The following is a 23,983-nucleotide window of genomic DNA, read 5'->3' as shown; positions in this document are numbered from 1 at the left end:
TCGGGGATTTGGACCCGATGAACGTCGTTTTATCAAACATCAGGGCAGCTGCAGGGTCTTGCAGCTGCCCTGATACGTTTTGATACAGTTTTGCGGGCTTCCCGACATAATTCCACGAAGTGTTTTTGTTTAAATCAAAGCGTCGGATGGCGCGTGTTGGTATCGTTACTTCACGGGCCTTTATTGGATTGTCAGGAACCAGCCCCATGAAGAACATCACGCGCCTATATTTTGGAACGCTTCTTGGCCTGTCCGCCTTGTGGTTGGCGGTTAATCCCGATGTTTTTGCCGATCATGACTTTATCGGTTTTCGGAACCTGATGGTTCAGTATACGGGGTTTCTGGCTGTCGGCATGATGAGCCTCATCCTGTTTTTGTCGATCCGTCCGGTTTGGCTGACGCGTCGTCTGGGCGGTCTGGACAAGGCGTACCGTCTGCATAAGTGGCTTGGCATCACCGTTCTGGCGGTGGCGACCCTGCATTGGGCATGGCGGATGGCACCGAAATGGGCGGTGGCGCTTGATCTTCTTGCGCCGCGTCGGCGCGGGCCACGGCCGGACGGGGCGGGCATGCATTGGGCGCAGTCGCTGTTTCTGGAACATCGCCATCTGGCTGAAACAGTAGGTGAGTGGGCTTTCTATATCGCCGTTGTCCTGATCCTTGTCGCCCTGATCAAGCGCATCCCGTATCGCTGGTTTGCCAAGACCCACACGGTTCTGGCGGTGGTTTATCTTGTGCTGGTGTATCACAGCATCGTCCTGCTTGATTTCGCCAACTGGGCAACGCCGGTTGGTTGGGCGTTGGCCGCCATGCTGCTGGTTGGCACGGTATCGGCGATCATTGTTCTTTTCGGGCAAATCGGTGCCGGGCGTCGATCCAAGGGCGAGGTGGTTGAAGTTGACTATCTTCCAGAGATGCAATCGCTTCAGATTGCGATTAAATCCGATGGTGACTGGAAAGGTCATCTGGCTGGGCAGTTTGCCTTTGCCCGCTTTGGCAATAGCAATGAACCGCATCCGTTCACCATTGCATCTGCCTGGCATGACGGGGTTCCCGGGCTGACCATCATCGCCAAGAAACTGGGCGATTATACCAGCACGCTTCAGGAAACATTGAAGCCGGGTGCCCCGGTGGAGCTTGAAGGCCCGTACGGGGCTTTCACGCTTGATCGTGACCAAAGCCATCAAATCTGGATTTCCGGCGGTATTGGGCTGACGCCATTCGTTGCCTGGCTTGAGGATCTGGTGGCCAATCCGGCACCGCGCGAGATCGATTTTTATCAGGTAGCGCCACATTGCGATGACAAGCTGATGGCGCGGATCAAGGATCTGTCAGAGCGTGCTGGCGTGCGATTGCATGAATGGCGTGATGGGCGCGATGGTTTTTTGACCGGTGAACGCCTGCGAAGCGATGTTGCGCATTGGCAAATGGCCGGTGTGTGGTTCTGTGGGCCAAGTGGCTTTGGACACGCGATCAGGGACGATCTGGTGGCGGCAGGATTACCAAGCCGGGCCTTCCATCAGGAGCTGTTTGATTTCAGATAAGCGTTAAAGGCATGAAAAAGCGGGCGGTTCGTGATTGAACCGCCCGCTTTTTTGCTTGCTCGTTATCCAGAAGGTGTGCAGGGGCTAGGACTTGTAACCGATCCGAAGGTTCCCCCACTGTTTCCCATTGACCATGATCGGCACGTCGCATTCCTTCATGAAGACGACGCTATCGCCCATGTCACGGAAATAGGTCTGCAGCAGATGGGGTTTGGTATTGCGCCCGGCCATCAGACCGGCACGGTCATCAAAGATGCGCCGGTTGCGGCAATTGCCCATGTTCCAGGCGGGTTCACCCGGTCTTTGTGGCTGGCTATAGACCTTGTTGTGGGTCGGCAGGTAGCCGTTGGTGTCCACCCCGGCGGCAAAGACGATATGTTCGTCTTTATTAAGCATCGCTTCCTGCAGCGGTGTGAAGTTGCGATCCGTGAACGGAATATAGGGCGTCATGAACTGCTTGGGATCGGTGTCGGGGATCGGTTCATACCGGGTATTGAACAGATCATCTTCACTGAATTCCTGATTGCGCAGGCCGCTTTCAAGAACCCTGCCCAGATCAGCCGCCAGTTCGGTGCCAAGACCGGCGATCTTTTCGTCATGTTCGCTGGTTTTCTTGAGCAGTCCGAGGATGACCTGCGTTGCCGCGTCGTCAACTTCGGTAAACTGGATGTGGGTGCCAAGTGTCGAGTAGGCCTTGACGATGCCCTTAAGGCGTGTGCCGTCTTCCATGGTGATGGAAATCACCTTGTTGCGATCTTTCTCGCTGGCATCGATACGGGCAAGAAGACCAGCAAGCGACATGTCCGCAGTGACACCTTTGCGAACATCGCCATTGCCGAAATCAACATTGATGTCGACCGCAATGGGGACGCGTTCCTCGTGTCGTCGATTTGTGCTGTCTGCACTGCGCAGGACCATACGGAAGCGCGTTTCCATCTCGTTGATATCGTTGCGGATATTTGACGACAGAATGCGCAGGTTTTCGGCCGTCTCGCTGGCGTTATGCGATTTGTGGCTGGCCAGTTCGATGTCACTGGAAATGCCCTGCATATGGGTGGAGACTTCCTGTGCGCTTGTCGAAATTTCGGCAATGGCAGCGGTTTGTTGTTCAACAGAGGCCGAAATATCGCTTGAAAGCTGGCTGACTTCGTCAATAGCCCCGCCGATGCCCTCAATTGCTGTCACGGCCTCTGATGTGGCGCCCTGAATGGCGGTAATCTGGGCGTTGATATCAAGGATGGCTTTCTCGGTCTGAGTGGCGAGGTTTTTCACCTCGTTCGCGACAACAGCAAATCCCTTGCCGGCGTCACCCGCCCTTGCAGCTTCAATCGTTGCGTTCAGCGCGAGCATCTTTGTCTGATCGGAAATGCGCTTGACGATATCAACGACCTTGCCGATCTCGGTGGCGGTTTCCGACAGGCTGCCCATCGTGTTCGATGTTTCCTGCGCCCGGGTTACGGCCTGACCGGCGATGTCATTGGTTTTGTGAATACGTTCGGCAATTTCGTGGCTGGATGCCTGCAGTTCCTCTGTAGCGGATGCCACGGTGGCGACATTGCTGCTGGCGATTTCCGTTGTAGCGGTGATGCGTTCGACCAGTTGTGACAATTCGCTGGCGTCAGCTTCCATTGCCTGCGCAACATCATTGGTGCGCCCGGCCTGAAAACCGACCTCCGAGATGATGTTGTCCGTTTCACGTTCGATGATCTCAGACATCGACTGGATTTCGGAGGCGGATCGATGTTCGGAAAGCACATTCTGACGTGCGGAAATCAGGCTTCCCATATCCGACATCAAAAGGCATCGTGCCGCGTCCGCAATTGATGCGCCGCCTTTGGAACGTGCCGCCAGTGTTGCGCAATTCGTCGCGACCTTGTGATAGGCCAGGACAAGCTGATCTGTGCTCAGTCCGGTGACGGCATTGGCCAGAACGTGATCGTTAAGGCAGTCATTAAACGCGGCGGGGCTGCTTGCATTAATCATTGCCGAGAAGCGGGCGGCGACACCTGCAACGTGGCTTTTCGGGTCACTTGGCGCGGCACTGTTTTGCCCGGAGCCCAGCAGTTCCGAAACCAGATTTTCTGCAAGCTGTTCGCCGTGTTGCGCGAAAAGGTCTTTTGCATCCCCAATACGCGCGTAGATTGTATTTTCCGGCATTGCAGAAGTGTGATTCATTTACGTTTCACTCCCTAATTCCATGCGTGCGGTTTAGCCCGCTTTTCACAGATTTTCCGCGATCTGTATGTGCTTTCGGAGAGTGTAGCACCTTAGGTAAGTCTAGAAGATATCATACTTTAGGTTGATGGGGAAAAAAGGCCCGCCACGGATGGCGGGCCGAGTTCGCCCTCGTTGTTCACAGGGGCCACGGTTCAAATGTCAATTTCATCAGTAATTCAGAATGTTATCAGGTTCAGCGGCCCAGAATGCCCCGCGTGACGACCTGTGCCTGAATCTCTGCAGCGCCTTCGAAAATGTTGAGGATTCGGGCATCACACAGCACGCGGCTGATCTGATATTCAAGCGCATAGCCGTTGCCGCCATGAATTTGCAGGGCATTATCGGCATTTGACCACGCGACACGCGCGCCAAGAAGTTTGGCCATGCCCGCCTCGATATCGCAGCGAATATCCTGATCTTTTTCAAAGGCAGAGAAGTAGGTGAGCTGACGTGTAATCATGGTTTCTACAACCATCCATGCAACTTTTCCGTACACCCGCGGGAAGGCATAAAGCGGTTTGGAAAACTGAATGCGATCCTTGGCATAGCGCATGCCGATTTCAAGCGCGTTCTGGGCAACGCCAACCGCGCGGGCGGCCGTTTGAATACGTGCCGACTCAAAGGTCGCCATCAGTTGCTTGAAGCCCTGGCCTTCTTCGCCGCCCAAAAGGTTTTCCGTGGGGACTTCAAACCCGTCAAAGGAAAGCTCGTATTCCTTCATGCCGCGATAGCCAAGCACCTCGATCTCGCCGCCTGACATGCCATCTGCCGGAAACGGGTTGTCATCCGTGCCACGTGGCTTTTCGGCCAACAGCATCGAAAGACCGCGATAACCGGCTTCATCCGGGTTGGTTCGGGTCAGAAGCGTCATCAGGTCAGACCGCGCGGCATGAGTGATCCAGGTCTTGTTACCGGTGACCTTATAGGTATCGCCATCCTTCACTGCACGCGTGCGCAGATGTGCCAGATCCGATCCGTTGTTGGGCTCGGTAAAGACCGCCGTTGGCAGAATTTCACCCGATGCCAGTTTGGGCAGGTAATGTTCCTTTTGCGCCTCCGTGCCGCCAAGGCGGATCAGTTCAGCAGCAATTTCGGAACGTGTTCCAAGTGACCCGACACCAATATAGCCCCGCGAAAGTTCTTCGGTCACGACACACATGGCGGTCTTGCCCATGCCAAGGCCGCCGAACTCTTCTGGGATCGTCAGGCCAAAGACGCCGAGTTCCGACATTTCAGTCACGATCTCAATCGGGATCAGTTCATCGCGTTCATGCCAGCCATGGGCATGCGGAGAGACCTTTTCCTCGACAAAACGGCGGAACTGATCGCGGACCATATCAAGGGTTTCGTCTTCAAGGCCGGTTTCGCCAAACCGACCGGTATCAAGGCTGTCTTCGATCTCGGTCGCAATCGCACGGCGTGCGGCATCCGAATTGCCGTATTGGGCAAGTGTTGCCACCGACGGGTTTGCCGCAAGCGATGCAATGAGGTTGTCTGCGACGCCAAGGGTCGACAGACGGATGATCTCGCCTTGTGACATGGGAATGCCGCCAATGATCTGGGCGAGATATTCACCAAACGCCGATTGCAGGATGAGGTGTTCGAGCGTGCCGAACTTGTCCTGATCCTTAAGCCTGCTTGCCCATGCCTTCATCTGACCAAGGGCTGTGACATAGGTGGTGAACCAGGCAAAGCCGTGTGCGGCAAACTGATGATCGTCAAAGGCATCCGCATTGATCCGGCCATCGACCGTTACAGCCGTGCGCAGCGCATATTCGGCGGCGTCATAAACGGGGCTGAGTGCAGAAAGCGCGTCGTCGCACAAACGTTCGAGGTCAGGCAAAAGGGCGTTATCAGTCATTTTTCGGGTCCTCGGATCGGGTCCTTGGTTCGGCAATCCTGTGGAGCGATTGCGCGGATCAGTTATGATTTGAGAGGGTGGTGGCACCCCGGCGCAAATCGGGCGAGAACGCGCGCAGGGTGCCAGCAATCAGTCAAAGGCCGGGTGACGGACGACTTGGGAGAATAATCCGCCACCCAAGTGGGATTAACCTTCGACTGCTTCTTCAAGGGTACGCATGCCGGGGCGTTTGGCCTGAACCAGAACGGCCATGTTGCCGGGCTTGTGTTCGTTGCGCATCATCTTCATGTGGGCGCGCGGAATGTCTTCCCACGAAAACACTTCGGACATGCTTGGATCAATGCGGCGTTCAATCATCAGGGTATTGGCCTGTGCCGCCTGTTTGAGGTTGGCAAAGTGGCTGCCCTGAATACGTTTCTGGCGCATCCAGACGAAACGCGCATCAAACGTCAGGTTAAAGCCGGTGGTACCAGCACAGAACACGACCATGCCACCACGCTTTACGACATTACATGATACCGGGAAGGTCTGTTCGCCGGGGTGCTCAAAGACGATATCAACATCGTTGCCTTTGCCGGTGATATCCCAGATCGCCTTGCCGAATTTGCGGACTTCTTTCATGTAGTCGCCAAATTCCGGACCGTTAACGGTCGGAAGCTGACCCCAGCAATTGAAATCCTTGCGGTTGATTACGGCCTTGGCACCAAGTCCCAGCACAAAATCGCGCTTGCTTTCATCGGATATGACGCCAATCGCATTGGCCCCGGCGGTGGTGATCAGCTGGATCGCCATGGAGCCAAGACCACCCGAAGCCCCCCAGACCAGAACATTGTGGCCCGGACGCAGGATATGCGGGCGATGGCCAAACAGCATGCGATAGGCGGTGGCAAGGGTCAGCGTGTAACACGCACTTTCTTCCCAGGTCAGATGTTTGGGGCGCGGCATCAACTGTTGTGCCTGTACGCAGGTAAATTGTGCGAACGATCCATCCGGGGTTTCGTAACCCCAGATTCGCTGTGTTGGGGACAGCATCGGATCACCACCATTACATTCTTCGTCGTCGCCATCATCCTGGTTGCAGTGAATGACAACTTCGTCACCGACTTTCCAGCGGGTGACTTTCGACCCAACTGCCCAGACGATGCCCGATGCATCCGATCCGGCAATGTGGAACGGGCAGTCGTGCGAGTTAAAGACCGAGATCGGCTTGCCGAGCGATGCCCAGATCCCGTTATAGTTCACGCCAGCTGCCATCACGAGAACAAGCACCTCGTGACTGTCAGGCTGGGTGACTGGCAGCACTTCGCACTGCATCGCGGTGTCGGGTTCACCGTGGCGTTCTTCGCGAATCGCCCACGCATACATGTTTTTCGGCACATGGCCCAACGGCGGAATTTCGCCGATTTCATAGAGATCTTTCTCTTCCTGACCGCCACGGAAAGGCAGCACTTCAGCAGTGGTATTCATGGCCTTCACTCCTTGTTCGGGGTCGATCCGATATGCAGGGTAACAAAATTACCTATGCTGCGTTGCGGTCGACGAATCCTCCAAGCCACGGAATTTGTTTTATTTCCCTGGTCATCTCCCGGTTTTCTGCGGGTTTCTTGCAGTTGAAACCAAGGAGATATGTGTTTTCGCTTTTATCGCGTTGCACAAATTGTTATATAATTACCAATCTAATGTCTAGTGGATAATTTAATAACGTTTAGGCGTAATTATCGTAAATAAACACGGTAATAAAAATACAAGAGGTCGCGATGTCGATGGAAAACAAGCGCAATGCAGCAAAGTCTGAACGCGATCGCCCGTGGCTGATCCGGACCTATGCCGGGCACAGTTCAGCCCAGGCGTCGAATGCGCTGTATCGTCAAAATCTGGCAAAGGGGCAGACCGGCCTTTCTGTGGCCTTCGATCTGCCAACCCAGACCGGGTATGATTCGGATCATGTGCTTGCGCGCGGCGAGGTCGGCAAGGTCGGTGTGCCGGTGTCACATCTCGGCGACATGATGACCTTGTTTGACGGCATTCCGCTTGATCAGATGAACACGTCCATGACGATCAATGCGCCGGCGGCGTGGCTTTTGTCGCTTTATATTGCGGTGGCCGAAAAGCAGGGCACGGCGCGTGCAAGCCTGCAGGGCACAACCCAGAACGACATCATCAAGGAATATCTGTCGCGCGGGACCTATATCTTTCCGCCTGCACCCAGCCTTAAGCTGATTACAGATGTGGCAGCCTTTACCTATCGCGAGGTTCCCAAATGGAACCCGATGAATGTGTGTTCCTATCATCTGCAGGAAGCCGGGGCGACGGCCGAACAGGAACTGGCCTATGCGCTGGCAACGGCAATTGCGGTTCTTGATGCGGTGCGCGATTCGGGACAGGTACCCGAAGAAGATTTCGCCAAAGTGGTCGGGCGCATTTCGTTCTTTGTGAATGCCGGGATTCGCTTTGTTACCGAAATCTGCAAGATGCGGGCATTCTGCGAGCTTTGGGATGAAATCACCCGCGATCGTTACGGCATCGAAGACGCCAAATACCGCCGGTTCCGCTATGGCGTGCAGGTCAACTCATTGGGCCTGACCGAACAGCAGCCCGAAAACAACGTCTATCGAATCCTGATCGAGATGCTGGCGGTTGTTTTGTCAAAAAATGCGCGGGCGCGCGCCGTGCAGTTGCCCGCCTGGAACGAGGCGCTTGGTCTGCCCCGCCCGTGGGATCAGCAATGGTCGCTGCGTCTGCAACAGATCATGGCCTATGAAACTGATCTTCTGGAATATGAAGACCTGTTTGACGGCAACCCGGCGATTGAACGCAAGGTCGGCGCGCTTAAGGAAGGCGCGCGGGCAGAGCTTGCAAAGATTGATGAGATGGGCGGGGCGATTGCTGCGGTGGATCGCGGCTATATGAAACAGGAACTGGTGCGCTCCAACGCGCTGCGTCTGGCCGATATTGAAAGCGGTCTGACAAAGGTGATCGGTGTAAATGCCTTTACCGAAACCGAACCATCGCCGCTGACATCGGGTGAAAAATCGATCCTGACCGTCGATGACATGGCCGAACAGGAACAGATCGAAAAGCTGAAAGCCTGGCGTTCTGATCGCGATCAGAAAACAGTCGAGAGCGCATTGGCAGATCTGAAGTCTGCGGCAAGTGAAGAGCGTAATATCATGGAGTGTTCGATCGCCTGCGCCCATGCAGGTGTGACCACCGGTGAGTGGTCGGAAACACTGCGTGACGTGTTTGGTGAATATCGTGCCCCAACCGGAATCACGTCGATGATCGTGACCGGGGATGCGGAAAACCTTCAGGATTTGCGCAAGCGCGTGGATCAGGTTTCCGACAAGCTGGGTGAACGCATGAAGATGCTGGTGGGCAAACCGGGACTGGATGGCCATTCCAACGGGGCAGAGCAGATTGCCGTGAAGGCCGGGGATGCTGGGATTGAAGTGCTGTATGAGGGCATCCGCTGGACGCCAGAGGAACTTGTGCGCAACGCCATCGAAGATGGTGCGCATGTGATCGGGCTTTCGATTCTGTCTGGCTCGCACGTGCCGCTGGTGCGTGAAGTGGTCAATGGCCTGCGTGCCAAAGGGGCCGGTCACATCCCGGTCGTCGTTGGCGGGATCATCCCGGAATCGGACATGCTGGTGCTGCGCCAGATGGGCGTTTCGGCGGTCTATACGCCAAAGGACTATCAGCTGGCCAAGGTGATCTCGGAGATCGTCGATCTGGTGGATCGTACGTCATCAACGTACCCGGTTGGCGGGGGCATCCATCCAGATGGCGCGGGGGACGAAACGTCTATCTATTGATGATTGAAGTCTCGGCCTAGGTCGAAGACAAGGATGTCTTGATAAGGGTTGGCCATGTGGCCATGGCCGCCTCGGCAACAGCGGTCAGGGCGGCGCGGTTCATGCCGTCCCGCGCCTGAATCGACATCCCGTGCTGAACGGTGGCGTAATAGTTTGCCATGACGTTGATATTTGCACCGCGCGGGATATGGCCGCGACGCAAGCCTTCTTCATACAGGTGTTTCAGGGTTTCGACATTTTTCTGGCGGTGTGTGCACAATGTTTGTGTGACGTTTGACTGTGATGATTCTGTTTGTGGTGCGGCCAGGACAATCAGGCATCCTTTTGGTGTGCTTTCATCACAAAACGCATTCACTGTCGCAATCAGGATGTGGCGCGTTGCATCGCGCGGGTGTTTGAACCGTTCAAGATCGCCCCAAATCGCCCCGCCATACACTTCGCTATAACGTTTGACGACTTCTTCGAACAGCGCTTCCTTGCTGCCAAAGGCGGCATAGATGCTTGGCGGCCGCAGCTCCATGGCATTGCTCAGATCTGACATGGACGTGTTTTCATATCCCCGTTCCCAAAACAGGGCCAGTGCCTTGTCCAGTGCGTCGATCCGGTCAAATTGTCTGGGTCTTCCACGTGCTGCCATGATGCGCCTGTCCTTTTATGTAATGATCACTAAATAAATTAGTTGACGAAAAAATTCAAGCCTGTCACGAATTATGTAGTGATCATTACATAAAGGATTTTCCAATGCAGAACCTTTCAGGAAAGGTCGCCTTCGTAACAGGCGGGAGCCGTGGCATCGGTGCCGCAATCGCCAAGCGCCTTGCGGCAGAAGGCGCGCAAGTTGCCATTACCTATGCCAACGCCGCGGACAAGGCCGACGAGGTCGTCACCGGGATTGAGGCCAATGGCGGGCGGGCCATCGCCCTTCAGGCGGATAATCAGGATGAAGCGGCGATTTCAGCGGCCATTGATGAAGCTGCCCGTGCTTTTGGCAGGCTTGATATCCTCGTCAATAATGCCGGTGTGTTTGATGTTGCGCCGATTGCCGATCTGTCGCTGGATCAATTTGACCGGACAATGGACGTCAATGTGCGTGGGGTGTTTGTGGCTGTTAAGGCAGCCCTTTTGCACATGTCAGATGACGGACGCATTATCACGGTCGGCAGCAACCTTGCCAAACATGTGCCCTGGCCGGGTTTCAGCCTGTATTCCATGTCAAAGTCAGCCTTGATCGGATTAACCCGTGGCCTGGCGCGGGATTTGGGAGCGCGGTCAATCACTGCGAACATCATTCACCCGGGGCCAACCAACACGGATATGAATCCTGCAGATGGCCAGATGTCCGACGCGCAGCGGGGGTTGATGGCAATACCGAGCTATAGCCAGCCCGACGATACTGCCGGGCTTGTTGCGTGGCTTGCGGGGCCGGAAGCCCGCGTGGTGACCGGTGCGGAATTCACGGTTGATAGTGGTGTAAACGCCTGACCTTGTGCCGGACTACCGACAAAAGCAAAACGCCACGGGCCTTGATCCGTGGCGTTTTTCATGATCTGGATACCTTCGCGACAGCGTTATGACTTTGCGGAAACGCTTTCCAGTTCAATGCCATGACGTTCACAGACCCAGCTTTCAAATGTGCCTGCCGGAAGTGGCTTTGCAAACAGGAAGCCCTGAATGAAGTCACAGCCCTTTTCCTGCAAATAGACAAGCTGTTCGACTTCTTCCACGCCCTCGGCAACCACTTCGAGGTTCAGGCTGTGGCCAAGGCCGATGACCGCATCAACGATTGCCTTGTCATCCATATCGACATGGATGTCGTTCACAAACGAACGGTCGATCTTGATCGAGGTGACCGGGAAGCGTTTGAGATAGTTCAGTGATGAATACCCCGTACCGAAATCGTCAATCGCGATCAGGACCCCGAGTTCCTTGAGTTCCTTAAGTGTCGAGACCGCCTTCTCCGGGTTGTTCATCAGAATGGATTCGGTGATTTCAAGTTCCAGCGTCCCCTCGGGCAGGGCGGTTTCCTTGACGATCTTGGTGACGCTGTTGACCAGTTCGGCGTCCTGGAACTGCGCAGGCGACAAGTTGACTGCAATACGCAGACCCGCAAGCGTTGTGTCACGCCAAATGCGTGTCTGCCGGCAGGCTTTTTCCAGAACCCACGCCCCCAGACGGTTGATCAGGCCGCATTCCTCGGCAACGGAAATGAATTCGCCGGGCAGGATCAGGCCACGTTCCGGGTGATGCCAGCGTACCAGTGCCTCTGCGCCGACGACGCGTTCTGTTCGGCAGTCGATTTTCGGCTGGTAATAGAGTTCGAGTTGATCATGTTCGAGCGCGTTGCGCAGATCTTCCTCGATGGTTTTGCGTTCCTTGACCCGTTCGTGCATCGACGGCAGGAAGAACCGGTAATTGTTGCGGCCTTCGGCCTTGGCAGCATACATCGCCATATCGGCGTTTTTGACCAGCTGTTCGGGGTTTTCGCCGTCTTCCGGAAAAAGCGTTATACCAACACTGGCCGTTGAATGCAGGCGGATCCCGCGGCAATCAAACGGCTGGGACAGCTCGTCAATGATGCGCTGGGCAAGGGCAATGGTGTCTTCGATGTTCTGGACATCGGTCTGGATGATGGCGAATTCATCACCGCCAAGACGGGCGGCCGTGTCAGAATCGCGGATGATGCGCGACAGGCGCTGACCCATTTCCTGAATCATCAGATCGCCCACGTCATGGCCGAAGTGATCGTTAATGTCCTTGAACCGGTCAAGGTCGACAAACAGAACCGTAACACCGCGCTGGAAGCGACGGGCGGAGAGCAATGCCTGACGCAGGCGGTCAAGGAACAGGGTGCGGTTCGGCAGGCTGGTCAGAACATCATGGACCGCAAGGTGGCGCATGCGCGCTTCGGTCTGTTTACGTTCGGTAATGTCGGTATAGGTTGCAACGTAACCGCCGCCCGGCATCGGGTTGTGATCAACCTGAATAACGCGGCCATTCGGCCGGGTCCGTTCCATGCGATAGGGTTCACGACGCCGTGCAATCGCAACGCGGTCGGAAATCAGCGCCTGAATGCTGACATCGCCATATTCGCCGCGTTCACCATTATAGCGCAGGATATCGGAAAGCGGGGTGCCTTCCTTGACCAGATCACGCGGCAGGTTCAGCAGTTCGATATAGCGTTCGTTCCAGACCATCAGGTTCAGGTCCTGATCGAACAGACAAATGCCCTGACCAATATTATGCAGGGTGGCTTCAAGCAGGGCCTGCTTACGCTGGGCTTCTTCCTGTGCCTGCCCCTGAAGGGCGACCATTTCGTTATACTCGCGGATCAGCAGGCCGAGTTCGTCCGAGCTGTTCCATTCCACCGGACGGCGCAGTCGGCCGTGCTTGGTCATTCGGATGGAATGCAGCAGACGATTGAGCGGTTCCTTGATCGAGCGTTTGTTGGCGATCAGAAGGCTGGCCGCCACGACCGAAATCAACAGCCCGAACAGGATCATGTCGATGGCAATGCGGCGGAACAGCAAGTCCTGCACGCGGTCATCGGTGAAGAAGATAACCAGTTCGCCAACGTCATGGCGGACATTGTTGCGTTCGAAATAGACCCGGCGCGACAGGCGGAGCGTGTCGGTCAGTTCGGATTGGGAAACGCCGGTATGGGCAAATTCAGTGCCATCGGCACCCAGCGCCTGCACAGCAACAATATCGCGGTCGCGCGCCATCGCGTTAAGGGCTGATTCGATATTATCGACGTCAAGATACCAGAAAGGTGTGGCCAGAACGCGTGCATTAATGTCGGCGGTCTGTTCGACCTTGCCGTTCAGATCATCGCGCAGCACCTTGTAGCTGACATAGCCAAACACAACGAAAAGTGCGAGCGAGAACAGTGAAACAAGCGGCAATGCAATAAACAGCAGCCGACTGCTCAAAGACTTTCGTTGTAAAAACCCGTACGATCCGCGCGACAAGCGTTCTCTCCTCGGCACCTACTTTGGATTAGTCGAATATACTGTACTCGACGTTTGTATGGGTGCCAACTCCCCCCTGAATTAGTCTCAAGTCAAACCGCAACTTGATGAAAACGCAAGGTCGATTTCGTTTAATCAATCTAATATCCGACCAAGGCCGACAAGCCTATCTATTTTGGTGCGAAACCCTTTCGCTTCAAGCAGCTTTTGTGCGATCTGCGAAAAATTCGTTACCTTGGTACGGCTTGGCGTGCAAGCTCATCACATCTTTCATTTTCCGGATGCCCTGCATGGCCTTTGACCCAGTGCCATTCGACTTGATGTGGTTCAAGGGCTTTTAGCAAGCGTTGCCACAGCTCGACGTTCTTGACCGGCTTTTTATCCGCCGTTTTCCATCCGCGCTTTTGCCAGCCGAAAATCCACTTGGTAATGCCATCGCGGACGTAGCTGCTGTCGGTATAAATATCGATCACACAGGGCCGTTTCAGGGCCTCAAGTGCGCTGATCGCAGCCATCATTTCCATGCGGTTGTTTGTGGTTTCGGGGTCGCCACCCGACATTTCCTTTTCGACACCCTTGAAGCGCAAAATAGCGCCCCAGCCACCGGGGCCGGGATTGCCGCTGCACGCGCCGTCTGTGTAAATCTCGACGCGATTGTCGCCGTCAGTTGAAGTCATGTTTTTATTCCCCGGCGATGCTGTGGGCTTAGTCCAGGCCATAGGCCGATGCATTATCCACGCGCTGATGGAAGCGCAGTTTGTTGATATATTCGCGCGGGTTCTTTGGCGTTACCAGCGCATCCTTGGGCGTATTTACCCAATCATACAGGCGGGTCAAAAGAAACCGCAGGCTGGCACCGCGTGCCAGGATCGGCAGGGCGGCCTTTTCAGCGTCCGAGATCGGACGGACTTTGCTGTAATGCGACAGAAGGTTTTTGGCCTTGGTGACATTGAAGCTGTTGTCAGGCTCAAAGCACCACGCATTCATGCAGATCGCGACGTCATAGCAAAGCAGGTCATTGCACGCGAAATAGAAATCAATCAGGCCAGAGACTTCTTCCTTGCCCGGGAAGAAGAAAACATTGTCGGGAAACAGATCGGCGTGAATGACGCCCTTGGGCAGTTCGTGCGGCCAGTTGGCTTCGAGATAATCAAGCTCCTCACCGATCATGTCGCCAAGACCGGGCACTTCGTCATTGGCGTGTTCCTGACAGCTTTCAAACAGTGAACGCCATCCCGCAACACTCAGCGCATTGGGCAGGTGCATCTCAAAATCGAGGCCGGCACTGTGAAGCTGTGCCAGAGCCGCGCCAACACCGGCACAATGATGGGGCTGGATACGGCGCGGTGACATGCCGCGCAGGAACGATGTAATGGCAGCCGGGCGATCACAGAGTGTGCGCAAGGCAGCGCCATCCTTGCCATGGATCGGGGTCGGACAGTTCAGTCCCTTGCCTGACAAATGATCCATCAGGCCAAGGTAAAAAGGCAGGTCGTCAGGATTTACCCGCTTTTCATACAGGGTCAGGATAAAGGGCGCGATGCTGGTCTGGAGCAGGAAATTGGTGTTTTCGACACCTTCGGCAATGCCCTTGAAAGAGACCACTTCACCGATATCGTATTCGGCAACAAAACGGGCGATATCTTCGTCTGAAACATCGGTATAGACGGCCATGGGCTTTATTGTCGTCCTGATCTGAGAGTAAGCATGTCCGCAGAATTAGCTGGCAAGCTGGCGCGGCAGTTTAAAGGTTACGTTTTCGTTGGTCAGCGTGATGGTTTCGACCGTCACGTCATAACGTTCGCGGCAGGCATCAATCACTTCTTCGACCAGGATTTCCGGCGCAGAGGCACCTGCGGTGATGCCAAGGCTTTTGATGCCTTCAAGCTTGGACCAGTCAATATCTTTCGCGCGTTCGACCAGAACAGAACGCATGCAGCCTTCACGCTTGGCGACTTCGACCAGGCGGTTGGAGTTCGAAGAGTTCGGCGCGCCAAGAACCAGAATGGCGTCAGTCTTTTCTGCAATCAGTTTGACGGCATGCTGACGGTTGGTCGTGGCGTAGCAGATGTCTTCTTTCTTTGGCACCGAGATCGACGGGAAGCGCCGCTGCAGAATTTCGATGATCTTGGCGGTGTCATCAAGCGACAGCGTTGTCTGGGTGACAAAGGCCAGATTTTCCGGATCTGTAATCTCGATGGTTTCTGCGTCTTCTTCGGTTTCGATCAAGGTCATGCTGCCCGGTGGCAACTGGCCCATGGTGCCGACAACTTCCGGATGGCCCGCATGGCCGATCAGAAGAATGTGTTTGCCATCGGCGTGATGGCGTTCGGCCCCGCGATGGACTTTTGAAACCAGCGGGCAGGTCGCATCAAGATATTCAAGCTTGCGGGTTTCTGCGGCCTCGGGCACGGATTTTGGTACGCCGTGGGCCGAGAAGATCACAGGCACGCCATCAGGAACGGCATCAAGTTCATCGACAAAAACCGCGCCCATGTCGCGCAGGCGATTGACGACAAATTTGTTATGCACGATTTCGTGGCGGACATAGACCGGTGCGCCGTATTTTTCGAGCGCCTTTTCGACGATTTCGATGGCGCGATCAACCCCGGCGCAGAAGCCGCGCGGGTTGGCAAGTACGATCTGAAGGCTGGCTTTGTCAGACATGATACAGGTCCGGCTTTCCCAATTGCGTACGGGCGTTGCCGACGCATTTTTCAAACATTCACGTTACATAACCCGCTTGATCATGTGGTGCAATGACTCTGCGGCAATTGGGTTGTGTGCCTTGGCAGGAAATTTGACCTTTTCCAGACGGGCAGATCCTTCAAGCGGGTTGTGCCGACAACCGTGACGGAATAGACTGCGCACGGGCCACTTGCGAAAGACACAGGCCTGAAAACATTTGGTTTGATAGAGGCTTGGATGACAATCGGTAACGGACTTCGGCGCGTTTATGCATTGGGTATGGTATCGCTTGGCGGATTGCTAAGTGCGTGCGGCGGCGGAAACCCGTTCGAAGAACAGCCCGTGCCGGTTTGCCCGGCGGCCTATCTGCCAAAGGATACGGCAAAACTTGTCGAGTTCAGCGGCGGTGGCCGCGACCTGACCGATGTGATCGTCGAAGCCGAATTCACAGGCTACGTTGGTGACTGCGGCTATGATCTGGATGACAAGGAACTTGATGTCATCATCAGTCCGATCATCACGGCCGAGCTTGGACCGGCGGCACAAAATCGCACCGTGCAGTTCCAGTATTTCGTCGCCCTTCGTGACCCTGCGGGCAACTTCATCCAGAAGTCCGTATTCGACGTGAATATGCCGTTTGCCGACAATCTGAACATGGCTCGGATCCGCGATGAACAGGTCACGCTGTCGGTGCCGCTGAATGATGTCTGGACCGGGCCGGATTATGAAATCTATCTTGGTTTTCAGCTGAATGCCGAGCAACTGGAATATAATCGTCGCTTCGGAACCGATTGATTTATTAACGGTTTCTGGCGTTTCGTGCCGGTTGTCAGCCGCCTTTTGCAAAATAGGGGCTGGTCGCTTTGCGCGGAAACCCGTATAAACAAAAACATACCCAAATGATCCCCGTGGGAGAGGCCGCAGTCCTTATGGATGAGCGGACGCCGAAGGAGCAACCACCCCGGAAACTCTCAGGCAACAGGACCGCGCGGAGATGGGACTCTGGAAAGCAGGTGCTGTGATCAGCCTGATCAAGTGTACCTCGCCGAAGATGTAAGCAGACCAGTTTCGACCATTGGCTGTGATTCTTTCAGGCTCCGAGACAGAGGGGGAATGTGGTTGGCCAGTGGTCGGCTATGTTTCGCAACGATTGTCCCGGAGAAGGAAGAGTGGATCAACAGACCGAACTGCTTCAAACAGCCCTTTATGACCTGCATGTGGAACTCGGTGCCAAAATGGTGCCGTTTGCTGGCTATGCCATGCCAGTGCAGTACCCGCTTGGCGTAAAAGGCGAACATCTTCATACCCGCGCCAAAGCCGGCCTTTTTGATGTCTCTCATATGGGGCAGGTGCGCCTGACCGGCGAAAACCGTGTGGCAGAGCTTGAAAAACTTGTGCCCGGTGATATCGCCATCCTTAAACCCGGTCGCACCCGCTACTCCGCGTTTACCCAGGATGATGGCACGATCCTTGACGATCTGATGATCACCAACGCCGGAGACAGCCTGTTTCTGGTGATCAACGCGGCGTGCAAGGATGACGATATCGTTCACATGCGCGCCAATCTGGGTGATGGCGTCTCCCTTGAAGAAATTGATGATCGCGCGCTTCTGGCGTTGCAGGGCCCGGATGCGCCCAAGGTGCTGGCACGCTTTGCGCCAGCCGTTGCCGATCTGAAATTCATGAGCTTTGCCGAAATCGAAATCGCTGGCAGTCCGTGCTTTGTCACCCGTTCGGGTTACACTGGTGAAGACGGCTTTGAGATTTCGGTGCCGAATGCGGATGCAGAGGCACTTGCACGTAAATTGCTGGCCGAAGAAGAGGTTGAGGCGATTGGACTGGGCGCGCGTGATTCGCTGCGTCTGGAAGCGGGCCTGTGCCTGTATGGCAATGACATTGATACCACCACGACCCCGGTTGAAGGGGATCTGAACTGGATCATCAACAAACGCCGCCGCGCAGAAGGCGGGTTCAAGGGTGCGGATGTGATCCTTGATCAGCTTGAAAACGGCGCGGACCGCAAGCGTGTCGGCATCAAGCCCGAAGGCAAGGCACCAGCGCGCGAACATACCCAGATCCTTAATTCCGATGGCGAAGAAATCGGCGAGATCACTTCGGGCGGATTTGGCCCGACCGTCGATGGCCCGATTGCAATGGGGTATGTTGCCATAGAGTTTTCCGAACCGGGGACGAAGATCGACCTGATGGTGCGTGGCAAGGCGCGCCCGGCCGAAGTGGTTGATCTTCCGTTTGCACCGCATCGCTACTTCCGCGGTTGAGTACCAGAAATTTTTGAGAGAGCGGCCAACGCCGCATTGGCATTGAATTGATCAAGAGGGACAAAGGGAAATGACGAAGAAATTTTCGCAGGAACATGAGTGGATCGAGTTCGAAGATGGTGTGGCGACCGTCGGCATTACCGATTACGCGCAGCAGTCGCTGGGCGATATCGTCTATGTCGAGCTGCCCGAAGTTGGCAAAAAGCTGACCAAGGATGGCGACGCAGCGGTTGTTGAATCGGTCAAGGCGGCAAGCGACGTCTATGCCCCGCTTGATGGCGAGATCGTCGAAATCAACGAAGAACTTGATGCCAACCCCGCACTGGTGAACGAAGCGCCGGAAGCCGAAGGTTGGTTCTTTAAAATGTCCCTTGCTGATGAATCCCAGCTTGATGAGCTGATGGATGAAGCAGCTTACAAAGAATTCGTCGAAGGCCTTTAAGCATGCGCTATCTCCCACTGACACGCGCTGATCGTGCTGCGATGCTCGATACCATCGGGGCATCATCTGTTGATGAACTTTACGGTGACGTTCCGGAAGGTGCGTTACTTGATGCACCTGTTGATTTGCCGTCCCACCTTGGCGAAATGCAGGTCGAACGCGATATGCTGGCCCTTGCCGGGAAAAATATGGGTGCCTCGAGCGTGCCCAGCTTCCTTGGCGCGGGTGCCTATCGCCACCATGTTCCGGCGACGGTTGATTACGTGATCCAGCGCGGTGAATTCCTGACCGCCTATACCCCGTATCAGCCGGAAATCGCGCAAGGGACACTGCAATACCTGTTTGAATTCCAGACCCAGGTTGCCTCGATCACCGGGATGGATGTTGCCAATGCCTCGATGTGGGATGGTGCGACATCCTGCGCCGAAGCGGTTCTGATGGCCTGCCGTGCGACCCGTCGCAAGAAGGCGGTGCTTTCGGGTGGTCTGCACCCGCATTACCGCGAAGTGACCGAAACCTATTGCCAGTATAGCGACACCGAAGTCGCCGGGCGCGACGGGCATCCGGAACATCAGGCAACTGCCGAGGAACTCAATGATCTGATTGATGACCAGACCGCTTGTGTGGTTGTGCAGTATCCCGATGTGTTTGGCCGCATTCAGGATCACACCCAGTTGGCTGATCTTTGCCATGCCAAGGGTGCGCTTCTGGTCGTGGTCTTTACCGAGGCGGTTGCCTTTGGTGCGGTGAAATCGCCGGGAAGCTTTGGCGCAGACATCGTTTGCGGCGAAGGCCAGTCGATCGGTAATGCGCTGAACTATGGTGGGCCGTATGTCGGTCTGTTTGCCACCACGCAAAAGCTCGTGCGTCAGATGCCGGGCCGCCTGTGTGGTGAAACGGTTGATCAGGATGGCAAGCGTGGTTTTGTTCTGACGCTGTCGACCCGCGAACAGCATATCCGTCGCGAAAAGGCGACCTCGAACATCTGCACCAACTCTGGTCTGTGTTCGTTGGCCTTTACGGTGCATATGAGCTTGCTGGGGGAAGACGGTTATCGCCGTCTGGCGACATTGAACCATGAAAATGCCTGCAAGGCGGCAGATGCGATTGATGCCGTTGACGGGGCATCGGTGGTCAATGACAGCTTCTTTAACGAATTCACCGTCAAGCTGACCAAGCCGGCCGCCGACGTGGTCGAGACACTGGTGGCCAAGGGGGTTCTTGCCGGTGTGCCGTTGTCGCGCCTGTATCCGAACCGTTCGGATCTGGATAACTACCTGTTGGTTGCGGTAACCGAAACCAACACGGACGAGGATATCGCGGCCCTTGCGGACGCATTGAAGGAGGCGCTGGCATGAATTTCACAACCCATACCGGCAACCGCGGCCTTGTTATTGAAGAACAACTGATCTTTGAACAGGGTCAGCCCGGCCGAACCGGCGTTGATTTGCCCGAACCGAAGGGCACGAAATCCCGTCTCGGCGGACTTGATCGTGATAGCGAAGTTGGTCTTCCCGGCCTGTCCGAACCGCAGGTCGTGCGTCACTTCACGCGCCTGTCGCAGAAGAACTATGGCATTGATGCCGGTTTCTTCCCGCTTGGTTCGTGCACGATGAAGCATAACCCGCGCCTGAATGAAAAGGTCGCGCGTTTGCCCGGTCTTGCCGATCTGCATCCGATGCAGCCCGAAAGCACCGTACAGGGCGCGCTGGAACTGATTGATCAGTGTGCCCATTGGCTTCTGGTTCTGACCGGCATGCCGGCCGTTTCCATGTCCCCGGCAGCGGGTGCGCAGGGCGAGCTTTGCGGCATGATGGCCATTCGTGCGGCCCTTGACGCGCGCGGTGAAAACCGCCGTCGTGTTCTGGTGCCGGAATCCGCACACGGGACCAACCCGGCGACGGCAGCAGCCTGTGGCTTCACGGTTGATTCAATCCCGGCGACCGAGGATGGCCGTGTTGACCTGGCCGCGTTCGAAGCCAAGCTTGGCGACGATGTGGCGGGTATCATGCTGACCAACCCGAACACCTGTGGCCTGTTTGAACGTGACGTGCGCAAGATTGCCGATCTGGTGCATGAAGCGGGTGGCTATTTCTATTGCGATGGTGCGAACTTCAACGCCATTGTCGGTCGGGTGCGTCCGGCAGACCTTGGCATTGATGCGATGCATATCAACCTGCACAAGACCTTCTCGACCCCGCATGGCGGTGGTGGGCCGGGTTCCGGGCCTGTCGTCTTTTCCGAGGCACTGGCACCGTTTGCCCCGATCCCGTATGTCGTCAAAAAAGGCGATGGCTTCCATCTGGTTGAAACCGCAGACGAAGAAGACGGCATGCAGCCGTTTGGCCGTCTGAAGGGCTTCCATGGTCAGATGGGCATGTTTATTCGTGCGCTGACCTATATGAAAAGCCACGGTGCGGATGGTCTGCGTCAGGCGTCCGGTGATGCGGTGCTGAATGCCAACTATCTGCTGGCGCGTCTGAAAGACAAGCTCAGTGTCGCCTTCCCGGGATACTGCATGCATGAAGCGTTGTTTGATGACAGCTTCCTGAAGGATACCGGAGTTTCGACCCTTGATCTGGCAAAGGCAATCATCGACGAAGGGTTCCACCCGATGACGATGTATTTCCCGCTGGTGGTCCATGGGGCATTGCTGATCGAGCCGACCGAGACCGAAACCAAGGAATCGATCGATCAATTCTGTGATGCGATTCTGTCCCTTGTGGCCAAGGCCGAGTCGGGCGATGCCGAATTCTTCAAGAATGCACCGTACCTGACACCGCGCAGACGCCTTGATGAAACTGCGGCTGCGCGCAAGCCGGTTTTGCGCTGGAAACCTGAAACAGCTTGATAACCCAAGCAACCTGACTGTTTAGGGCACCCCGGTCATCTGACCGGGGTGTTCTTTTTCAAAGACTTGTACTTGAAACCCATTGGACTTGTCGCAATCTGCACCCTTATACTTGTCAGAATTGTAATGAACGACGTCATCAAAGACGCGTTTTGGGGATTTAGTGATCGGACTACCGTCCGTTCCGGAGGTTTGGAACAAGTCATGTCTCGTCGCGTGCAAAAAGTATTCACTGCCGAACGTCGTCTTAAAGAACGGACAGGTGGTGTTGTTGAAGACTGGTCGGATTCCTTCTTCGATCCGACGCTGGAAAGCGGGATGGGGGCAGGCGAACCGATGCCGGCTTCTTTGCCGTCGGCGGCGAGTGTTCCGGATAACTCCGGAATTTCCCAGGCGGTTCTTGATGAAATCCGCGCGTTGCGCAGTGAAGTTTCGCAACTCCGTCAGGCCGTGGCGTCCGGTGGGGTGGCGCCAAGCGATGTTGGAGCACCCGTTGCGTCGAACGACGCACCGATGGACGAATTACCTGAGCCGGTTACAAGCAATCCGACCCACTCCAACCGACCGGGGGCAGCAGAGCCTGATCGCGACGATCTGGAACTGATCCGCACCCAGATCGAAGAAATGAACGAGCACATTCACAAGGCCAAGGTGCAGATTGCATCATTGCGCCATCCCAAGGCGCAGGACGACCGTCTTGTCAGTGCTGCTTCGGAACTTGATGCGATCGTCAAAGACACTGAAATGGCGACCCACACCATTCTTGAATCGGCCGAGCAGATCGACGATCTGACCATGGCGCTCAAGAACTCGGCGCCCAGCGATTTTGTTGCTGATCACGTCGAGCAGATTGCCTTCATCGTGACCAAGGTTTTTGAAGCCTGTAACTTCCAGGACATTACCGGCCAGCGCATCAACAAGGTGGTTAGTACCCTTGAATTCGTTGAAGAGCGCGTCCACAACATGATCTCGATCTGGGGTGAAGACGCCTTCGCCGAACTGCCGGTCCCTGAAGTTGAAGAAGAAGCGCGGCCCGAAGATTCAGACCTTTTGAATGGTCCGCAGCTTGATGGCGAGGGTATCAGCCAGGACGACATCGATAAGTTATTCGAATAACTCGAAAAATGCTTGGTTTTGTCGGGTTAATTAGGTAGTAGCGTTACACAGTTGAACTCGCTAGGCGAAATGATAGCGTTTTGTGCGCTGTCTTTCGTCAACCAAAAGTTTACATATGCTAAGGTAAGTTCTTACCTATAAGAATAAGAAGCTATGTTGGGATGCGTGTGACATTCGGTTGCACGTGTTTTGGCGTGCTTGGAGGTTACTATGGGATTTTGGTCTCTCGGTGCTATTCGCCAGCCTAAGGCGCAAGATATCAAATGGCGAAAGAGCCCGCGTGGGGATTACTACCGTCTTTTCATGATCGATGACATTTCTGAACTTGGTCTGAATAATGTCGGTGGCGTCTATTTGCTGTGGCATGGCGGCTTGAAGCCGTCGTGGCTTGTAGCAGGTGCGACAGAGGATCTTGGACACAGTTTTTCTGAACTGATGCGCGATCCCGATATTCGCGAATATGATACCCGCGGCGGGGTCTATATGAGCTGGTCGCCGATCAAGGGCAGCTTCCGGGAAGGTGTTGTGCATTTCATTGCCAAACACACCAACCCGACCTTTGAATGCGACTACGACAGCAAGGAAGACCCGATACCGGTTTTGCTGCCGCGCTGATCCTGTGCGCTAAGATGTATCTGCAAAGCAAAAAGCTCCGCATCAGTCTGCGGAGCTTTAAGCGCTTGTGCGTGTAATTTATCGCGGGCCTAGAGTTTTTCCAGAACCGCTTCGGCACTTGATACTTCAAAGGCGCCGGGTTCTTCGACGGCAAGCTCGGTGACCTTGCCGTCTTCCACGATCATGGCAAAGCGGTTGGCACGTTTGCCAAGGCCACGTCCGGTCAAATCAAGTTCAAGACCCGTCGCATCGACAAATGCAAGGTCACCGTCTGACAGCATGGTGATGTTTTCTGCATTTTCGGCATCTGCCCACGCATGCAGAACAAAAGCATCATTGGATGCCAGGCAGGCGATTTCGTCGACACCTTTGGCTTTGATCTGATCGGCTTTGGCAACAAAACCCGGCAGATGTTTTGCCGAGCATGTCGGGGTAAAGGCACCCGGCACCGCAAACAGGACAACCTTGCGTCCTGCGAAGAATTCCTTGGAATTGATGGCTTCGGGGCCATCGCTGGTTGCGCGGAAAAGGGTGACTTCCGGGAGTTCAGTACCGACTTTAATGGTCATTGGTATCTCCGTTATTTG

At 55.3% G+C, this 23,983-nt stretch carries 19 protein-coding genes and 2 riboswitches; of the genes, 10 read left to right on the top strand and 9 right to left on the bottom strand.

Annotated features, from left to right (window positions below; translation table 11 throughout):
• Positions 1-206: 206 nt before the first annotated feature.
• A complete protein-coding gene (locus tag B2R48_RS06205) occupies positions 207-1,544 on the top strand; it encodes a ferredoxin reductase family protein (protein WP_296998825.1) in 1,338 nt (445 codons plus the stop codon).
• An 84-nt stretch (positions 1,545-1,628) separates the two neighbouring features.
• Here the strand turns inward: B2R48_RS06205 and B2R48_RS06200 are convergent, their stop codons facing one another.
• The 3 genes from B2R48_RS06200 to ccrA all read right to left on the bottom strand — a co-directional run bounded on the left by B2R48_RS06200 (position 1,629) and on the right by ccrA (position 7,089).
• Positions 1,629-3,719 (bottom strand): methyl-accepting chemotaxis protein, encoded by a 2,091-nt coding sequence (locus B2R48_RS06200; protein WP_213473570.1) that lies wholly within the window; start codon positions 3,717-3,719, stop codon positions 1,629-1,631.
• A 235-nt stretch (positions 3,720-3,954) separates the two neighbouring features.
• The gene (locus tag B2R48_RS06195; RefSeq protein ID WP_296998822.1) at positions 3,955-5,622 is read right to left on the bottom strand and encodes an acyl-CoA dehydrogenase family protein; all 1,668 of its coding nucleotides are present in this window, start codon (positions 5,620-5,622) and stop codon (positions 3,955-3,957) included.
• Positions 5,623-5,808: 186 nt separating this feature from the next.
• Positions 5,809-7,089: a crotonyl-CoA carboxylase/reductase gene (gene ccrA, locus B2R48_RS06190; RefSeq protein ID WP_062957296.1), complete on the bottom strand. Its 1,281-nt coding sequence runs from the start codon at positions 7,087-7,089 to the stop codon at positions 5,809-5,811.
• Positions 7,090-7,379: 290 nt separating this feature from the next.
• On the opposite strand from ccrA, the gene B2R48_RS06185 reads away from it, so the two are divergent.
• Positions 7,380-9,437 (top strand): protein meaA, encoded by a 2,058-nt coding sequence (locus B2R48_RS06185; RefSeq protein ID WP_296998820.1) that lies wholly within the window; start codon positions 7,380-7,382, stop codon positions 9,435-9,437.
• Between the two features lie 16 nt (positions 9,438-9,453).
• On the opposite strand, the gene B2R48_RS06180 is transcribed toward B2R48_RS06185, so the two are convergent.
• Entirely contained in the window at positions 9,454-10,074 is a 621-nt protein-coding gene (locus B2R48_RS06180) for a TetR/AcrR family transcriptional regulator (RefSeq protein ID WP_296998818.1), read from the bottom strand.
• Between the two features lie 104 nt (positions 10,075-10,178).
• On the opposite strand from B2R48_RS06180, the gene B2R48_RS06175 reads away from it, so the two are divergent.
• Complete coding sequence (locus B2R48_RS06175; protein ID WP_296998816.1) at positions 10,179-10,919, top strand: SDR family NAD(P)-dependent oxidoreductase; 741 nt, start codon at positions 10,179-10,181, stop codon at positions 10,917-10,919.
• An 86-nt stretch (positions 10,920-11,005) separates the two neighbouring features.
• Here B2R48_RS06175 and B2R48_RS06170 read toward each other — a convergent pair whose 3' ends face one another.
• The 4 genes from B2R48_RS06170 to ispH form a co-directional block, all read right to left on the bottom strand.
• Entirely contained in the window at positions 11,006-13,366 is a 2,361-nt protein-coding gene (locus B2R48_RS06170; RefSeq protein WP_062956678.1) for a putative bifunctional diguanylate cyclase/phosphodiesterase, read from the bottom strand.
• Positions 13,367-13,635: 269 nt separating this feature from the next.
• Positions 13,636-14,082, bottom strand: coding sequence for a ribonuclease HI (gene rnhA / locus B2R48_RS06165; RefSeq protein ID WP_062956677.1), 447 nt, complete (start codon positions 14,080-14,082; stop codon positions 13,636-13,638).
• A gap of 28 nt (positions 14,083-14,110) precedes the next feature.
• The gene (locus tag B2R48_RS06160; protein WP_062956676.1) at positions 14,111-15,079 is read right to left on the bottom strand and encodes a homoserine kinase; all 969 of its coding nucleotides are present in this window, start codon (positions 15,077-15,079) and stop codon (positions 14,111-14,113) included.
• Between the two features lie 45 nt (positions 15,080-15,124).
• Positions 15,125-16,072, bottom strand: a complete 948-nt coding sequence (ispH, locus tag B2R48_RS06155) for a 4-hydroxy-3-methylbut-2-enyl diphosphate reductase (protein WP_296998812.1) — start codon at positions 16,070-16,072, stop codon at positions 15,125-15,127.
• A gap of 258 nt (positions 16,073-16,330) precedes the next feature.
• On the opposite strand from ispH, the gene B2R48_RS06150 reads away from it, so the two are divergent.
• The 7 genes from B2R48_RS06150 (at position 16,331) to B2R48_RS06120 (ending at position 23,396) form a co-directional block, all read left to right on the top strand.
• Positions 16,331-16,888, top strand: coding sequence for a hypothetical protein (locus tag B2R48_RS06150; protein WP_062956674.1), 558 nt, complete (start codon positions 16,331-16,333; stop codon positions 16,886-16,888).
• A 104-nt stretch (positions 16,889-16,992) separates the two neighbouring features.
• Positions 16,993-17,090, top strand: a riboswitch (glycine riboswitch).
• A gap of 3 nt (positions 17,091-17,093) precedes the next feature.
• A riboswitch (glycine riboswitch) is annotated at positions 17,094-17,201 on the top strand.
• 28 nt (positions 17,202-17,229) lie between these two features.
• On the top strand, positions 17,230-18,372 hold the full coding sequence (gene gcvT / locus B2R48_RS06145; RefSeq protein WP_296998810.1) for a glycine cleavage system aminomethyltransferase GcvT: 1,143 nt from the start codon (positions 17,230-17,232) through the stop codon (positions 18,370-18,372).
• Positions 18,373-18,442: 70 nt separating this feature from the next.
• Entirely contained in the window at positions 18,443-18,814 is a 372-nt protein-coding gene (gcvH, locus tag B2R48_RS06140) for a glycine cleavage system protein GcvH (RefSeq protein WP_062956672.1), read from the top strand.
• Between the two features lie 2 nt (positions 18,815-18,816).
• Positions 18,817-20,172 (top strand): aminomethyl-transferring glycine dehydrogenase subunit GcvPA, encoded by a 1,356-nt coding sequence (gene gcvPA, locus B2R48_RS06135; protein ID WP_062956671.1) that lies wholly within the window; start codon positions 18,817-18,819, stop codon positions 20,170-20,172.
• A complete protein-coding gene (gene gcvPB, locus B2R48_RS06130; RefSeq protein ID WP_062956670.1) occupies positions 20,169-21,665 on the top strand; it encodes an aminomethyl-transferring glycine dehydrogenase subunit GcvPB in 1,497 nt (498 codons plus the stop codon). The genes gcvPA and gcvPB overlap by 4 nt, the downstream gene beginning before the upstream one ends.
• 204 nt (positions 21,666-21,869) lie before the next feature.
• Positions 21,870-22,781 carry a protein phosphatase CheZ gene (locus tag B2R48_RS06125; protein WP_062956669.1) on the top strand — a complete coding sequence of 304 codons (912 nt, stop codon included), beginning with the start codon at positions 21,870-21,872 and terminating at the stop codon, positions 22,779-22,781.
• A gap of 210 nt (positions 22,782-22,991) precedes the next feature.
• Positions 22,992-23,396, top strand: a complete 405-nt coding sequence (locus B2R48_RS06120) for a hypothetical protein (protein WP_232310671.1) — start codon at positions 22,992-22,994, stop codon at positions 23,394-23,396.
• A gap of 89 nt (positions 23,397-23,485) precedes the next feature.
• Here the strand turns inward: B2R48_RS06120 and B2R48_RS06115 are convergent, their stop codons facing one another.
• Entirely contained in the window at positions 23,486-23,965 is a 480-nt protein-coding gene (locus B2R48_RS06115; protein ID WP_062956667.1) for a peroxiredoxin, read from the bottom strand.
• Between the last annotated feature and the right edge of the window lie 18 nt (positions 23,966-23,983).

It is taken from the genome of Thalassospira sp. UBA848, from assembly GCF_002295455.1.
Lineage (GTDB): Bacteria > Pseudomonadota > Alphaproteobacteria > Rhodospirillales > Thalassospiraceae > Thalassospira.
Note: the sequence above shows the minus strand (reverse complement) of the source record. Positions and strands in the feature narration are given on the sequence as shown.